The organism is Cellulosilyticum sp. WCF-2 (genome assembly GCF_003990395.1).
Lineage (GTDB): Bacteria > Bacillota > Clostridia > Lachnospirales > Cellulosilyticaceae > Cellulosilyticum > Cellulosilyticum lentocellum.
Genome location: NZ_CP034675.1, coordinates 3,757,650 through 3,773,930 on the forward strand (window position 1 = coordinate 3,757,650; position 16,281 = coordinate 3,773,930).

Genomic DNA, 16,281 nt, shown 5'->3' on the forward strand with positions numbered 1-16,281 from the left:
ACTATAGTTTGAATATCGCGCCTGTATTTGCAGATGTTACTAAAGAAGCATAACGTGCTAAGTAGCCTGTTTTAACTTTTGGTTCTGGTTTTACCCATGCTTCTTTTCTCTTAGCAAGCTCTTCTTCGTCCACTTCTAAGTTAATAGTACATGCGTTCATATCAATGCTAATAAGATCCCCATCTTCTACTAAAGCAATGACTCCACCTTCAGCAGCTTCTGGTGAAACGTGACCAATACTAGCTCCTCTTGTTGCTCCTGAGAAACGTCCATCTGTAATAAGTGCTACATCTTTATCAAGTCCCATACCTGCAAGACAAGCAGTAGGCTCTAACATTTCTCTCATACCTGGGCCGCCTTTTGGTCCCTCATAGCGGATAACAACAACATCACCTTTTTCAATTTTGCCACCTAAAATCGCTGCTGTTGCTTCTTCTTCACCATTAAATACTTTAGCTTTCCCAGTGTGCACTAGCATTTCTGGAGCTACTGCTGAACGCTTAACAACACAAGCATCTTTTGCTAGGTTTCCTTTAAGTACAGCAATACCACCTGTTGCTGAATAAGGATTTTCAATTGGACGAATAACCTCTGGGTTTTTATTCGTTACTTTTTCAAGATTTTCTGCAATCGTTTTTCCAGTTACAGTCATAAGGGAAGTATCTAAAAGATCTTTTTTAGTAAGCTCTTTCATAACGGCTGCAACTCCCCCTGCAAAGTGGAGATCTTCCATATGATCACTACCTGCTGGTGCTAAGTGACAAAGGTTAGGTGTTTTAGCAGAAATTTCATTAGCCATATCTAAGTTAATATGTACACCTGCTTCATGTGCTACAGCTGGTAAGTGAAGCATAGTATTTGTACTACAGCCAAGCGCCATATCTACAGTTAATGAATTGCGGAAAGCTTTTTCATTTAAAATATCACGCATTTTAATATCTTTCTCAAGCATTTCCATAACGGCAATACCTGTATATTTAGCTAAACGGATACGCTCTGCAAATACAGCTGGTGTAGCGCCGTTTCCTGGAAGTGCAATGCCTAATACTTCACACATACAGTTCATACTATTAGCTGTATACATTCCTGAGCAAGAACCACAGCCTGGACAAGCATGATTTTCATATTCTTTTAACTCATCTTCTGTTATCTTACCAGCATTAAAAGCACCAACAGCTTCGAAAGTAACAGAGAGATTTGACTTCTTACCATTAACCATACCAGAAAGCATTGGCCCTCCACTTACAACTGCTGTAGGAAGATTCATCCTAGCTGCTCCCATAAGCATTCCTGGTACGATTTTATCGCAGTTTGGTACAAGCACCATAGCATCAAAAGCATGTGCTGTTGCCATACATTCAATGGAATCAGCAATAAGTTCTCTTGTGACAAGAGAATATCTCATTCCTTCATGTCCCATTGCAATACCATCACATACACCAATTGCAGGAATTTCAATAGGTGTTCCTCCCGCTATACGAACGCCTGTTTTAACAGCTTCTGTAATTTTATCTAGGTGTGAATGTCCTGGTACGATTTCACTCTTAGCTGTTACTACAGCTACTAATGGTTTTTGAATTTCTTCATCTATATAACCCATTGCTTTAAATAAAGAGCGATGAGGTGTTCTTGCAGCTCCTACTTTTACACGATCACTTTTCATATTTATACGCCTCTTTTCTTTTATTATTTCCTTTATAGTAACGACAACTAACTCTTCTAGTAAGAATCTTTCTATAAGCAATTCCTCTTAGAAGTTCTAGAAGTTGTCTTTTATATTTGCCATGTAGAAAGAATAATGAAGAGTGAAAAATGATTAGCTAAGAATAAAGAATGAAGAAGAGAAGTGAAAATTACATTACTTCTTAATTCCTCATTCCTAAGTTCATCATTTTCAACTCTTAATTTTTTCACTTATATTTCTTAATTTCTATTTAATATTCATGCTTAATCACTTAAAAAATATCTGTTCCTTGTTCATTAGCATAAGCTTTAAATGCTGCTAATAAGATTTTCGTTACTTCTCCTGCATTACCGGTTCCAATAACTCTGCCATCCACCATACTTACAGGAATAGCTTCTGCTGCTGTACCTGTTAAGAAACATTCATCAGCATTATATACATTAAATAATGTAAATTCTTTTTCAACTAAGGTGAAACCAAGCTTTGCAGCAAGTTCTATAACCGTTCTTCTTGTAATCCCATCTAAGATACCAATATGGATAGGTGGTGTATAAATCACACCATCTTTTACAATAAAGATATTATCACCTGTACACTCTGCTACAATACCATCATGGTTAAGCATTAAAGCTTCTGGAACACCTGCACGATTAGCTTCCATTTTAGCTAAAATATTATTTAAGTAGTTAAGTGATTTAATCTGCGGATCAACAATCGTTGCTTTATTACGCCTTTGAACAGAAGTAATAATAGGCATACCTTTTGTATACATTTCTTCTGGATACATGGTAATATTGCCTGCAATACAAAATACAGTTGCTTTTGGACATGTCTTAGGACTTAAACCTAGATCCCCTTTTCCTCTTGTTACAACTAAGCGAATATAGCCATCTCTTAAGTCATTTCTTCTGCAAGTTTCTAAAAGCACTTCTGTCATCTCTTCTTTTGTAAGAGGAATCTCTAACATAATAGCTTTAGCTGCTGCATAAAGTCTATCTATATGATCTTCACATCTAAAAATACGACCGTTATAGGCTCTGATACCTTCAAAAACGCCATCTCCATATAATACACCATGATCGAAAACGGAAATCTTTGCTTCTCCTTCTTCGACATATTGCCCATCTAAATAGATGATTTGACTACTCATGCCCTCACTACCTTTTCTTTTTTATTTTACTTAATTTTATTTATCCTATTATGCTTATTTGATAGCGGCTGTAATAAGGTCGCCCATTTCAACTGTTCCAATTTGCTTCATGTCTGTGCTCATGATATCACCTGTACGGTAACCTGCATCAAGGACATTCATAACAGCTGCTTCAATTGCATTTGCTTCTTTATCTAAGTTAAGTGAATAACGAAGCATCATAGCTGCTGAAAGGATGGTTGCAATTGGATTCGCTTTGTTTTGGCCTGCAATATCTGGTGCACTACCATGACTTGGCTCATATAAACCAAGAGAACCTTCTCCAAGTGAAGCTGATGCAAGCATACCGATTGATCCTGTAATAATACTTGCTTCATCTGATAAAATATCGCCAAAGATATTAGAGGTTACAATAACATCAAATTGTTTTGGATTAACGACTAATTGCATCGCTGCATTATCTACATACATAAATGAATACTCTACTTCTGGATAATCTTTAGCTACACGGTTAACAACGACTCTCCAAAGTCTAGAAGATTCAAGTACATTGGCTTTATCTACAACACATACTTTTTTGTTACGTTTCATAGCTGCATCAAAGCCTACCCTTGTGATACGTTCGATTTCAGCTACTGTATATTTTTCAAGGTCAGATGCAAAAGTTTTGCTATCGTCTTCTTCACATACAACCTTATTTTTTTCTCCAAAATAAATACCACTTGTAAGTTCTCTTACAATAAGAATATCTAAACTATCCCCAATGATTTCTTCCTTTAATGGACTAGCATGTTTAAGTTGTGGATAAAGCACAGCTGGACGAAGATTTGCAAATAATTTAAGTGCACCACGAATACCTAAAAGACCTTTTTCTGGTCGGTCTCCATTAGGAAGATTATCCCATTTAGGGCCACCTACAGCGCCAAGAAGTACAGCGTCTGCAGCTAAACATGCATCGATTGTTTCTTGTGGAAGAGATGAGCCTTTATGATCAATAGCTACTCCTCCCATCATTTGTTCATCATATGTAAATTGATGTCCGTAGACTTCACCAACTTTATTTAATACTTTAACGGCCTCTGTAACAATGTCAGGACCTATTCCATCACCTGGAAGTGTGACTATTTTAAAATCCATTTTCTTTTCCTCCCTATATCTATTTTATACTAACCACATAGGTATACATGCAATAATGACCAGAGCAACAAAAAAGCCTATTTCTACTAAACTCATAATAACTAACTTAGTAACACTTTCTCCTCCACCTAACTTATAACGATACTTAAGCAAAAGGTAAAATAGGACGTTTACCCATATAAATAGTATCAAAGTAGATAGAATACTTATCCATACTGATAAAATCAAATTACTATTACCTAAAAGGTATATCAGCCTATTACATAAAAAGGATATCACCATATTAGCAATAAAGTTAGCCATGTAAATTGGACCAAATACATTTTTCCCCTCATCATAAGATAACTTAATACCTGCTACATATCTAAATAAGACGGTCTGTATCCCAACAAAAAACCACCTACCAATAGCAATACCTAATGGAGTAAATACTATAGTGATTAAACTTGATAGTGAAAATCTTAGTTCACCTACTAATAAAGATACTAAGATACTTATTACAGTAAGTCCCCAGTACAACCAAGTTCTATAATCCTCATCACTGTAGCAAGTAATTTCTCCATTCTTAATCAATTCTTTTGGTTTAATAAATAGTTTTCCTAATAATTGAGGTATCGATAAATAGATTTTCACTTCATCTGCTTGAGATTCTTCATAAGTTAAATACTCTTCATTACATTTCTTAAGTAGAATACTGAGTACAATTGGCGTTACAACAAGTAATAAAACAAAAATTAAAATTGTTGAGAGCATGATTATCCCGGGGTAAAATCCTATTAATTGATTGGTATCCATTGATTGACCATCCTTTTCATTTATTTTTTATTTAAGTTTTGAAAATTATGTCATCAATATGTATATATCCATTCACTTTTGTAATAAGCTAAACATTTCTATCTTTGTGCTTTAATTTTATTAACAAGTCCACCCTTTTGAATAATCTCTTGCATGAAAGCTGGGAATGGTTGCCCCTGATAACTCTCCCCTTTTGTTACATTAGTGATTACGCCTGTATCAAAGTTAACTTCTACTACATCCCCTTTACTAATACCATCTGCTGCTGCTTCACATTCTAAAATAGGAAGCCCAATATTAATAGCATTGCGGTAGAAAATACGAGCAAAGGTTCTTGCGATAACACAAGATACACCTGCTTCTTTAATAGCCAGTGGTGCATGTTCACGAGAAGACCCGCAGCCAAAGTTTTTATCAGCTACGATAATATCTCCTTCTTTAACTTCTTTCACAAAATTAACATCAATATCTTCCATACAATGAGCTGCTAACTCTTTTCCGTTAGAAGTATTTAAATAACGTGCCGGAATAATAACATCTGTATCTACATTGTCGCCATAACGAAATACGGTTCCTTTTGCATTCATTTTTAGTCCTCCTTTTATACTTGACCGATTATTTTAATTGCTTACATTTCCCATATCTATTTTTCTATTGTTTCCTATTCTGATCAGCTGAATAATCCCCATTATTCAACTTTCATTTTCTTTATAATGTTTCTGGATTTGTAATATAACCTGTAAGTGCTGATGCAGCTGCTACAGCTGGACTTGCAAGATAAACTTCTGAGTCTACATGTCCCATACGACCTACAAAGTTACGATTAGTGGTAGAAACAGCTCTTTCACCTGCTGCAAGGATTCCCATATGGCCACCTAAACATGGACCACAAGTAGGTGTACTAAATACAGCACCTGCTTCTACGATATCTTTAATAATGCCTTCTTCTAATGCTTGTAAGTAGATTTTTTGAGTACCTGGGAATACAATCACACGTATACTAGGATCTACTTTTTTGCCTTTTAAGATATCTCTTGCAATGCGAAGGTCTTCCATACGTCCATTAGTACAAGAACCAATAACAACTTGATCGATTTTAATATCTTTAGGACCGATTTCATCTACTGTTTTTGTATTCTCTGGAAGATGTGGAAAAGCAACTGTTGGACGAATCTTTGCTAAATCAATTTCGTATACAGCATCATATTCAGCATCTGCATCTGCTTCATAAATAGTATAAGGTTTTGTACTATGTTCTTTAACAAAAGCTAAAGTTTGGTCATCTACAGGGAATATGCCGTTTTTAGCACCTGCTTCAATAGCCATATTTGCCATACAAAGACGAGAATCCATAGAAAGATTAGCAATACCATCACCTACAAATTCCATTGATTTATAAAGAGCACCATCTACACCAATCATACCGATAATATGAAGGATGACATCTTTGCCACTTACATGCTTACTTGGTTTACCTGTTAAAACAAATTTAAGAGCAGAAGGTACTTTAAACCACGCTTTACCTGTAGCCATACCAGCTGCCATATCTGTACTACCAATACCTGTAGAAAATGCACCTAGTGCACCATAAGTACAAGTATGTGAGTCAGCCCCAATGACTACATCTCCTGGTACTACTAAACCTTTTTCAGGAATAAGGGCATGCTCAATACCCATTTGGCCTACTTCAAAGTAGTTTTTGATTTCCTTGTCTTTGGCAAACTCTCTAATAAATTTACACTGCTCAGCTGCTTTAATATCTTTATTAGGTGTAAAATGGTCTGGTACAATTGCCACCTTGTTTTTATCAAACACACAGTCACAACCAATTTTATTAAATTCATTAACGGCAACTGGTGAAGTAATATCATTACCTAATACTAAATCTAAGTTAGCTTCGATTAATTGCCCTGCTACAACTTCTTTAAGTCCTGCATGAGCAGCTAATATTTTTTGTGTCATTGTCATTCCCATGAAATATCATCTCCTTTTAGCTTTTATGAACTGTACTGCTTTAAATCGTTAAAGTCCCTAGATAAAACAATATGCGATTAATTACTAGCATCTGTCTCTTTACCGCGATTACCATTATTGTTATTGCCACTACCATTACCACACATGACAATCACATAAGGCCTAGTTATGCAAAATACGATGACCGTCATACAGATCCAAAACCAAGGTTTTTTATAAAGCTTTTCTTGTTTGACTACCTCTGCTTTCTTATCCTTACAACACATCATTATCGCCCCCCTATAAATAAGCTTTAAATTTCTTTTCAATATCTTTAATCAGCTTATATTCAATGGAATCTACTAAGGCAATCCAACTGGCTTCAATAATGTCAGTTGATACACCTACAGTACTCCAGTAATCTTCTCCATCAGTGGATTCAAGTAAAACACGTACCTTAGCTGCAGTTGCTAATTTGGTGTCTAATACTCTCACCTTATAGTCTGTTAAGTGAACACTTTTAAGCTCTGGATAAAAAACTTCTAAAGCTTTTCTAAGGGCACTATCAAGGGCATTAACTGGACCTTCACCTTCTGCTGCTGTCATTTCCACCTTATCCTCTACTCTTACTTTAATAATAGCAGATGAGCTAATACCTTGCGTTTTTGAAGGTTCCTCTCCTATAATCTTAAATTCCTCTAAATCAAAGAAAGGTTTATACTTGCCAAGCGCCTTTCTGACAAGGAGTTCAAAGGTACCATCGGCTCCCTCAAACTGATATCCCTTATGTTCTAATTCTTTAATACGATTGATAATCACACTTGTTACAGGATCATCTTTACTGGTATCAGGTGCTATACGTCTAATTTTCTCTAGTATGGTACTTCTTCCTGCTACCTCTGACATTAAAAATCGTCTTTCATTACCTACACTTGCTGGTGAAACATGTTCAAAAGAATGAGAAGCTTTGGTAACACCATCAATATGCATGCCTGCTTTATGAGCAAAAGCACTTTTACCCACATAAGGCATTTGCTCTTTTAAGGTCACATTTGCAATTTCTGATACGCGAATCGCTAATGAGGTAAGCTTCTTAATATTTTTCTCTGGGATACATACATAATCTCTCTTTAACTGTAAGTTAGGAATGATGGTGGATAAGTTAGCATTTCCGCAACGTTCTCCAAAGCCAACTAAGGTTCCTTGGACATGAGTGGCTCCTGCAAAAACGGCCATCATACTATTGGCTACACCTAACCCAGTATCATCATGAGTATGAATACCTATTGGTATATTGATCTTTGAAACCACATCTTTCACGATTTCATATACTTCGTCAGGGAAAGCGCCTCCATTAGTTTCACACAAAGCCAAACAATCTGCCCCTGCGGCCTCAGCTTTTAATAAAGCTTCTATGGCATACGCCTTATTATGTTTATAACCATCAAAGAAATGTTCTGCATCAAAAATAACTTCTTTTCCTTGTTTTTTTAAGTAACTAATCGTATCATAAATCATTTGCAAATTTTCTTCTAAAGTTGTTTTAATAATTTCGGTCACATGAAAGTCCCAAGTCTTTCCGAAAATTGCTACTACAGGGGTATCTGCTTCAAGAAGCGATTTAATATTCGCATCCTCTTCTACTTTTATATCCCTTCTTCTGGTACTGCCAAAAGCTGTAAGCTTTGAATTTTTCAAAGTAAGCTTTTTAACTTCTCTAAAAAACTCTAGATCTTTGGGATTGGAGCCAGGGTTGCCGGCTTCAATATAGCCGACCCCTAGTTCATCCAATGTACTTACTATTTTAAGTTTATCTGATACGGAAAAGGAGATACCTTCTGCTTGCCCACCATCTCTTAGGGTTGAATCAAGAACAGCAATTGTCTTCACCTTTATACCTCCCGTTTCTCCTCTTGATCATAGAGCATGTTATTAATCGCAGAAATATAAGCTAAAATACTAGCTTCTACAATGTCCATACTTACGCCATGACCATTATAAACTCTATCATTATTTCTAATTTTAACATTTACTTCACCTTGTGCATCTGTACCACCTGTTACAGAATTAATCACAAAGTCTTCTAGAATAAACTTCCTACCTACTAATTTATCAATAGCTTTGTAAGAAGCATCAATTGGTCCATCATATGAAGATACAACCTCTTCAAGCACATGACCTGTTTTGGTTAAAAGACGCATAGACGAAGTAGTGGTAATGGTATTACCTGCATTAATAACAAAGCGTTCAAGCTTGTAAGCTTCTGGAATTTGTACAACTTTACGGCAAATAAGTGCTTCAATATCACGATCTGTGACATCTTTCTTCTTATCTGCTAATACTTTAAAGTCTTCAAATGCTGTTATAAGCGCTGCTTCATCTAAATCGTAGCCCATTGACTTAAGCTTATCTTCAAAAGCATGACGGCCAGAATGTTTCCCTAATACTAATTTATTTTCAGTTAGACCAATAGACTCTGGTGTCATAATCTCATAGGTTTCTTTATTAGCCAACATACCATGTTGGTGGATACCTGACTCATGAGCAAAGGCATTTTCACCTACAATAGCTTTATTAGGCTGCACACGTACACCTGTGATACTACTTAAGAGTTTACTGCTTTTATAGATTTCTTTCGTTTGAATACCACAATCGATACCATAGAGGTCACGACGGGTATTTAAATTCATAACAACTTCTTCTAACGCTGCATTCCCTGCTCTTTCTCCTATACCATTAATGGTACATTCCACTTGACGTGCACCTGCTTTGATAGCGGCCAAAGAATTAGCTACTGCAAGACCAAGATCATTATGGCAGTGTACGGAAATAATAGCTTTATCAATAGAAGGTACATTTTCTTTAATACCTTTAATAAGTGCTGCAAACTCTTCTGGTGAAGTATAACCTACTGTATCAGGTACATTAATGGTTGTTGCACCAGCCTTAATAACAGCTTCAAATACTTGATAAAGGAAAGCAGGATTACTTCTAGAGGCATCCTCTGCTGAAAACTCAATGTCAGAGCAAAAACGCTTTGCATACTTCACCATTTCACACGCTGTTTCTAAAACTTCTTCTGGTGTTTTCTTTAGCTTATATTGCATATGAATGTCAGAAGTCGCTAAGAAAGTATGTATTCTAGGATATTTAGCATTTTTAAGCGCCTCTGCTGCCGCATCTATATCTTTAGGTAGTGCACGAGCAAGACTTGCTACTGTACTATTTTTAATCGTATTAGCAATAGCTTTAACAGAAGCAAAGTCACCTGGAGAAGCAATGGCAAACCCAGCTTCCATAATATCCACACCGAGTCTTTCTAGCTGCCTTGCAACCTCTATTTTTTCAGCTAGGTTCATGCTACAGCCTGGTGATTGTTCTCCATCACGAAGTGTGGTATCAAAAATTCTAACAACGTTTGTCATGCTAATCCTCCTCTTTTTTATTATTTGTTTTCGTCAGCCCATGACATCATGCTACGAAGTTCTTTACCTACTTTTTCAAGTGGGTGTTCTGCTTCAATACGACGTTTTGCATTGAAATAAGCACGATGAGACTGATTTTCTAAGATCCAGTTTTTAGCAAAAGTACCTTCTTGGATTTCTTTAAGCACTTTTCTCATTTCATTTTTTGTATCTTCTGTAATAATACGAGAACCTACAGTGTAATCACCATATTCAGCTGTATCAGAGATTGAATATCTCATGTATTCGAAACCACCTTTGTTGATAAGGTCAACGATAAGTTTCATTTCATGGATACATTCGAAATAAGCACTTTCTGGTTCATATCCAGCTTCAACTAATACTTCGAAACCAGCTTTCATGAGAGCTGTTACACCACCACAAAGAACTGCTTGTTCTCCGAAAAGGTCAGTTTCTGTTTCCATTTGGAATGTTGTTTCAAGAATTCCTCCTCTAGCACCACCGATACCTGCTGCATAAGCAAGTGCAAGGTCATGTGCATTACCTGTAGCATCTTGGTAAGCTGTTACTAAACATGGTACCCCTCTACCTTCCTGGAATTGACTTCTTACTGTATGACCTGGTCCTTTAGGAGCAATCATAACAATATTAGTATGTTCTGGTGGTACAATTTGTTTAAAGTGAATATTAAAACCATGAGCAAAAGCAAGTGTTTTACCTTCTGTAAGGTATGGAGCGATTTCACTTCTGTACACGTCTGCTTGTTTTTCATCTGGTAATAAAATCATGATAAAGTCAGCCATTTTTGTAGCTTCTGCTACTGTTGCTACTTTAAGACCAGCTTCTTCAGCCTTTTTCCATGATTTACTTCCATTATATAAACCTACAACTACATCAACACCTGAGTCATGTAAGTTAAGGGCATGTGCGTGTCCTTGGCTACCGTAACCAATAATTGCTACAGTTTTACCTTTTAATAAATCTAAGTTACAGTCTTTTTGATAATATAATTTTGCCATTTTGAAAATCCTCCCTATAATTGAAATAAAATATATATTAAATCAGTCACCCAAGTGACTAGTTTAATTCTTTAGTTCTTTTTCTCCTCTTTGGAGTGCTGTAAGCCCTGTTCTAATCACTTCTTTAATACCATAAGGTTCTAGCATATTACTAAGGGCACTAATTTTGCCTTGGTCTCCTGTTGCTTCAATAATGAGTGCATCATTAGAAACATCTACAATATGTGCTCTAAAAATATTAGCTATTTCTATAATTTCAGCACGATTAGCTTTGCTAGCTTTGATTTTAATCATGGCTAGTTCTCTATAGATAGAGTTTTCTTCTTTAAGCTCAATGATCTTAATAACATCTACTAACTTATTAAGCTGCTTTTTAATTTGCTCTAAGGTGTATTCATCAGCATCAGCCACAATAGTCATACGAGATACTTTAGGGTCTTCAGTTTCCCCCACTGATAAACTATCAATATTATAGCCTCGTCTACTAAAAAGTCCTGAAATTCTACTTAAAACACCGGAGTGGTTTTCAACCAGTACAGATAATACATGTCTTTTCATAGTTTCTCCCCTTTTCTTTATAATGTAGATTCTTTATCACTTACTGTAAACTCTATGAAATAAGGCTTATCACTAGCTAGCGCTTCTTTTAAAGCCGCTTCTACTTCACTTGCCTCACTTACACGCTTCGTCATAATACCATAAGCGCTTACTAAGGTAGTAAAGTCAGGATTCATATTCAGGCATACACCATGCTCTTTTAAATCCACACGCCATTGAAGTTCTCTTACCATACCCAAACCACTATTATTAAATAAAATAATGAGTGGATTCACCTGTTCTTGTACAAGGGTACCTAATTCAAATAAACTCATTTGAAAACTACCGTCCCCTAAAACACTTACAACTTTCTTGTCTTTATTACCAATGGCGGCACCAATAGCAGCTGGTAATGAATAGCCCATGGTTCCAAATCCACCTGAACAAATCAGCTTACGTTCATTACGAAGTTCCATATTTCTAATAGTCCAAAATTGATTTTGCCCTACATCAGCAGTAATAATCGCATCTTCATCTAGAAGGTCGGATAAAGTTCTAACAACTAACTTGGGATTGACACATCCTTCTGGATGTACTTCTTCTTTAATAAGCCTATGATCCTCTATTGCTTGACACCAATCTTTCGTATCTGCCGGTTTAATAAGCTCTGTCATATGTTTTAAAATATGCCTTGCATCTCCTACAATAGGAATATTAGCCGAAGTAATCTTTCCTATCTCTGCAGGATCTACATCAATATGAATAATATTAGCATTTTCATCTAGTATACCAACATTAGCTACTGCCCTATCTGCTATACGTGCGCCTATAAAAAGAATGGTATCAGCACTCTTTAAAGCCCAATTAGCTTGTTTGAAACCATGGCTTCCTACCATGCCATAGTTTTTAGGATTTTTAGTAGGTAATGCTCCAACTCCCATTAATGTATGTACCAATGGTAACTGAGAAGCTTCAATAAATTCCTTAAGTTCTGCTTTAGCTTCACCTAAGATAACGCCCCCTCCTGCACATATTAATGGACGTTTACTGCTTTGTAATAACTTAATAGCTTTTTTAATTTGACCAATATGCCCTTCTACTGTAGGCTTATACCCTCTAATATCGATTTCTTTAGGATAGGTATAATCTATTTGCATCGCTTGATAGTCCATAGGAATATCAATGAGAACTGGTCCTGGTCTACCTGTTTTAGCTATATAAAAAGCTTCTTTTATAATACGTGGAAATTCTTTCGGGTTTTTAATTAAATAACTATGTTTAATAAAAGGTTCAGTCGCCCCCGTGATGTCAACTTCCTGAAAAACATCTCTTCCTATAAGATTGGATTTTACTTGACCTGTAATAATAACAATAGGTATAGAATCCATATAAGCTGTTGCAATACCAGTGATAAGGTTAGTAGCCCCTGGTCCAGAGGTTGCTATACACACCCCTACTTTGCCTGTTGTTCTGGCATAACCATTGGCACTATGTACTGCCGCTTGTTCTTGACGAACCAGCACGTGGTGAATAGAAGATGCTCTTAAAGATTCATATATGTCAATGACGGCTGCGCCTGGATACCCAAATACAACTTCAACATTTTCTTCCATCAAGGATCTGATTAACGCATCAGATAATTTCATGCCGACTCCTCCTTCAAATTACACTTTATTATTTAATATTTAGAATTTTGTTATTATACAAAAAATCCCCATCCTGCAATAGGACGAGGTATATGCCACGTGTTACCACCCATCTTGACTCTTTAAATTTAAAAATAAATACAAAAAGTCCACTCACTAGGTTCTATCAAACCCTTGCCTATAACGGGGCTTCCGGTCGTTTCTTACTCAAAGTAAAACTCTTTAGGAAACACTGCTCTGGAGTGATTTACTATTTGCCAGCTTATTAGCTCTCACCATCCGCTAATTCTCTGAAAAAGCTTTTTTTGCAAAAGTCGTTCTCCTTCATTGCATTTATTAAACTATTAAGTTATTAGTATTTTAACAACATTGATTAATAGTGTCAATAATTATATTCAATTTTATGTCTCTTTTAATTTTCAAAAAAGCTCTTATTTTTTTGTATAAAAGCATAATGATTCACATTATGTAAAGTTAATCTAGAGCACCTTAAGGTGGCAATAGTCATCTCATGTCTTGACATCATTTTATTTTGAATTAATACAATTTACATAATTCCGTAAATTTCATAGTATGTTTACTTGTTTTTTGCTAATTGAATATTTATTCATTAACTTAATTTTTATTCGTTTTACATTTCCTACTACCATTATAAGACACATCTTTTATTATTTGAAATACATATTCTTCATAGGATGTATAACCTATGGTTATACCAACACCTTTTATCTATATTCGTTCTCAAAACTTAAGATTCATTTAAGAATAAACATTTATATGAAATAGCAAAAAGAGAAATTAATAAAACTGCTGAATAAAATGATTTAATTGCTTCTTCTTATTCTGCCACCCACATTGATGCGCTAGTCTAATAGAAAAAGCTAAAATAAGACATCACAAAAGCCGTTTAGTATATTTAAAATATATACCAAACGGCTTTCTCATTACTATTTTTTACTTCTTGCTGCTCTTGTTCTTTCACCTTCATCAAGAATCTTCTTACGAAGTCTGATTGCATCTGGTGTTACTTCTACTAATTCATCATCTTCAATAAATTCTAGCGCTTCTTCAAGTGTGAAGAGTCTTGGTGGTGATAAACGAATGGCATCATCTGCACCTGATGAACGTGTATTAGTCATTTTCTTGTTTTTACATGGGTTAACTGTCATGTCTTCACGACGGTTATTTTGTCCGATAATCATACCAGAGTAAACATCTACACCTGGTTTTACGAAAAGTGTTCCACGATCTTCTAATGAGTTAAGCGCATATCCCATGGTTGTCCCTTGTTCTTGTGCAATAAGAGCCCCATTTGCTCTTCTTGGTAATTCTCCTACGTATTCTGTATAACCTTCAATACGTCTTACCATGGTTGCTTCACCTCTTGAATCAGTGATAAGCTCACTTCTAAACCCAAGAAGGGCACGAGTTGTACAAAGATACTCAATACGAATGTGGCCATTTTCTGGTTCCATACTTTGCATCATACCTTTACGAAGGTTGAGTTTACTAATAACTGTACCTGAATACTCATCTGGTACTGAAATCACAACACGTTCTACTGGCTCTACTAAGGTACCATTTTCGTCTTTGTGCATAATAACCTCTGGCTTAGATACACCAAGTTCGTAGCCTTCACGTCTCATGTTTTCAATAAGAACAGATAAGTGAAGTTCTCCACGTCCTGATACACGGTAGCCATCTGTTGTATCCATAGGTTCAACTTTAAGACCTACATTAATTTCTGTTTCTTTTTCAAGACGATCTTTGATATGTCTAGTTGTAACAAATTTACCACTTTGACCAGCAAAAGGAGAATTGTTTACAAGGAAGTTCATAGAAAGTGTAGGTTCTTCTATATGAATTGGTGTCATAGGATCTACTTTACCAATTTCACCAATAGTCTCCCCAATTGAAATATCTGTGATACCAGCAATAACAACGATATCTCCACTAGTTGCTTCTGGCACTGCCACTTGTTTAAGACCTTGGTATACCATGACTTTTGATACTTTAGCTGTTCTGATTTTACCATCGTTATCAGCAATCTCCACTGTTTGGCCTTCTTTTACTTTACCTTTATAAATACGTCCAATACCAAGACGTCCTACGAAGTTGTCATAAGAAAGGGCACTAATTTGTAATTGAAGTGGTGCTTCATCATCTTTTGGATATTCTCCAACACGTTCAACGATTGTTTCAAGAAGAGGTTTAATATCTTGTCCTTCTTCTTCAAGTTCATATTGCATAATACCTTGTTTACCAATTCCATAAAGAATAGGGAAATCAAGTTGTTCATCATTAGCTTGAAGATCTACGAATAAGTCAAAAGTCATATCCACAACTTCTTCCGCTCTATGATTTGGTTTATCTATTTTATTAATAACAAGAATAGGCTTAAGTCCTAATTCTAATGATTTTTGAAGAACGAAACGTGTTTGTGGCATTGGCCCTTCAATAGAATCTACTAAAAGAATAACCGTATCTACTGTACGAATAACACGTTCTACCTCTGAAGAGAAGTCACTATGTCCTGGTGTATCTACGATATTAATTTTATAATCTCCGTACATAATGGAACAGTTTTTAGAATAAATAGTAATACCTCTTTCTCTCTCAAGGTCATTACTATCCATAATACAATCTACATGTTCCTCATTAGCTCTAAAAACACCACTTTGATTTAAAAAGGCATCTACTAAGGTAGATTTACCTGCATCAACGTGGGCAATAACTGCTATATTGATAATCTTCATATCACTCATCGTCATTTCTCGCTTTCCGTAATTTCTCACAATGATATATTGTAACACAGCTTTCGGCATGATACAACATTTAATATTAGTAAGCCACATCTAAAGCTTATTTATACTGTCGAAACTCGCTAAAATTTAGCATAGCACACTTCTCTTTGAAAACCTATTCTCACATTTCA

13 protein-coding genes and 1 other annotated feature are annotated in these 16,281 nt (G+C 35.7%); all 13 genes read right to left on the reverse strand.

Features of this window, described 5'->3' with window-relative positions:
* Position 1: 1 nt before the first annotated feature.
* The gene (ilvD, locus tag EKH84_RS17010) at positions 2 to 1,663 is read right to left on the reverse strand and encodes a dihydroxy-acid dehydratase (protein WP_013657828.1); all 1,662 of its coding nucleotides are present in this window, start codon (positions 1,661 to 1,663) and stop codon (positions 2 to 4) included.
* 292 nt (positions 1,664 to 1,955) lie between these two features.
* Positions 1,956 to 2,834 (reverse strand): branched-chain-amino-acid transaminase, encoded by an 879-nt coding sequence (gene ilvE, locus EKH84_RS17015; RefSeq protein WP_127067222.1) that lies wholly within the window; start codon positions 2,832 to 2,834, stop codon positions 1,956 to 1,958.
* A 54-nt stretch (positions 2,835 to 2,888) separates the two neighbouring features.
* Complete coding sequence (gene leuB, locus EKH84_RS17020; protein ID WP_127067223.1) at positions 2,889 to 3,971, reverse strand: 3-isopropylmalate dehydrogenase; 1,083 nt, start codon at positions 3,969 to 3,971, stop codon at positions 2,889 to 2,891.
* 24 nt (positions 3,972 to 3,995) lie between these two features.
* The gene (locus tag EKH84_RS17025) at positions 3,996 to 4,766 is read right to left on the reverse strand and encodes a hypothetical protein (RefSeq protein ID WP_127067224.1); all 771 of its coding nucleotides are present in this window, start codon (positions 4,764 to 4,766) and stop codon (positions 3,996 to 3,998) included.
* A gap of 98 nt (positions 4,767 to 4,864) precedes the next feature.
* Positions 4,865 to 5,353 carry a 3-isopropylmalate dehydratase small subunit gene (gene leuD, locus EKH84_RS17030; RefSeq protein WP_127067225.1) on the reverse strand — a complete coding sequence of 163 codons (489 nt, stop codon included), beginning with the start codon at positions 5,351 to 5,353 and terminating at the stop codon, positions 4,865 to 4,867.
* Between the two features lie 121 nt (positions 5,354 to 5,474).
* Entirely contained in the window at positions 5,475 to 6,740 is a 1,266-nt protein-coding gene (gene leuC, locus EKH84_RS17035; protein ID WP_127067226.1) for a 3-isopropylmalate dehydratase large subunit, read from the reverse strand.
* 77 nt (positions 6,741 to 6,817) lie between these two features.
* Positions 6,818 to 7,009, reverse strand: coding sequence for a hypothetical protein (locus EKH84_RS17040; protein WP_013657833.1), 192 nt, complete (start codon positions 7,007 to 7,009; stop codon positions 6,818 to 6,820).
* A 10-nt stretch (positions 7,010 to 7,019) separates the two neighbouring features.
* Positions 7,020 to 8,609, reverse strand: a complete 1,590-nt coding sequence (gene cimA / locus EKH84_RS17045) for a citramalate synthase (protein WP_127067227.1) — start codon at positions 8,607 to 8,609, stop codon at positions 7,020 to 7,022.
* Positions 8,610 to 8,611: 2 nt separating this feature from the next.
* Positions 8,612 to 10,144, reverse strand: coding sequence for a 2-isopropylmalate synthase (locus tag EKH84_RS17050; RefSeq protein WP_013657835.1), 1,533 nt, complete (start codon positions 10,142 to 10,144; stop codon positions 8,612 to 8,614).
* A 20-nt stretch (positions 10,145 to 10,164) separates the two neighbouring features.
* On the reverse strand, positions 10,165 to 11,163 hold the full coding sequence (gene ilvC / locus EKH84_RS17055) for a ketol-acid reductoisomerase (RefSeq protein WP_013657836.1): 999 nt from the start codon (positions 11,161 to 11,163) through the stop codon (positions 10,165 to 10,167).
* 63 nt (positions 11,164 to 11,226) lie between these two features.
* A complete protein-coding gene (gene ilvN, locus EKH84_RS17060) occupies positions 11,227 to 11,721 on the reverse strand; it encodes an acetolactate synthase small subunit (RefSeq protein ID WP_013657837.1) in 495 nt (164 codons plus the stop codon).
* 17 nt (positions 11,722 to 11,738) lie between these two features.
* Positions 11,739 to 13,346 carry a biosynthetic-type acetolactate synthase large subunit gene (gene ilvB, locus EKH84_RS17065; RefSeq protein ID WP_127067228.1) on the reverse strand — a complete coding sequence of 536 codons (1,608 nt, stop codon included), beginning with the start codon at positions 13,344 to 13,346 and terminating at the stop codon, positions 11,739 to 11,741.
* 76 nt (positions 13,347 to 13,422) lie between these two features.
* Positions 13,423 to 13,683, reverse strand: a binding site (T-box leader).
* Between the two features lie 610 nt (positions 13,684 to 14,293).
* Positions 14,294 to 16,111, reverse strand: a complete 1,818-nt coding sequence (gene typA / locus EKH84_RS17070; RefSeq protein ID WP_013657839.1) for a translational GTPase TypA — start codon at positions 16,109 to 16,111, stop codon at positions 14,294 to 14,296.
* Between the last annotated feature and the right edge of the window lie 170 nt (positions 16,112 to 16,281).

Coding starts and splice junctions, on each gene's coding strand:
- ilvD (WP_013657828.1), bottom strand. CDS start 1,663: ATGAAAAGTGATCGTGTAAAAGTAGGAGCTGCAAGAACACCTCATCGC.
- ilvE (WP_127067222.1), bottom strand. CDS start 2,834: ATGAGTAGTCAAATCATCTATTTAGATGGGCAATATGTCGAAGAAGGA.
- leuB (WP_127067223.1), bottom strand. CDS start 3,971: ATGGATTTTAAAATAGTCACACTTCCAGGTGATGGAATAGGTCCTGAC.
- EKH84_RS17025 (WP_127067224.1), bottom strand. CDS start 4,766: ATGGATACCAATCAATTAATAGGATTTTACCCCGGGATAATCATGCTC.
- leuD (WP_127067225.1), bottom strand. CDS start 5,353: ATGAATGCAAAAGGAACCGTATTTCGTTATGGCGACAATGTAGATACA.
- leuC (WP_127067226.1), bottom strand. CDS start 6,740: ATGGGAATGACAATGACACAAAAAATATTAGCTGCTCATGCAGGACTT.
- EKH84_RS17040 (WP_013657833.1), bottom strand. CDS start 7,009: ATGATGTGTTGTAAGGATAAGAAAGCAGAGGTAGTCAAACAAGAAAAG.
- EKH84_RS17050 (WP_013657835.1), bottom strand. CDS start 10,144: ATGACAAACGTTGTTAGAATTTTTGATACCACACTTCGTGATGGAGAA.
- ilvC (WP_013657836.1), bottom strand. CDS start 11,163: ATGGCAAAATTATATTATCAAAAAGACTGTAACTTAGATTTATTAAAA.
- ilvN (WP_013657837.1), bottom strand. CDS start 11,721: ATGAAAAGACATGTATTATCTGTACTGGTTGAAAACCACTCCGGTGTT.
- ilvB (WP_127067228.1), bottom strand. CDS start 13,346: ATGAAATTATCTGATGCGTTAATCAGATCCTTGATGGAAGAAAATGTT.
- typA (WP_013657839.1), bottom strand. CDS start 16,111: ATGAGTGATATGAAGATTATCAATATAGCAGTTATTGCCCACGTTGAT.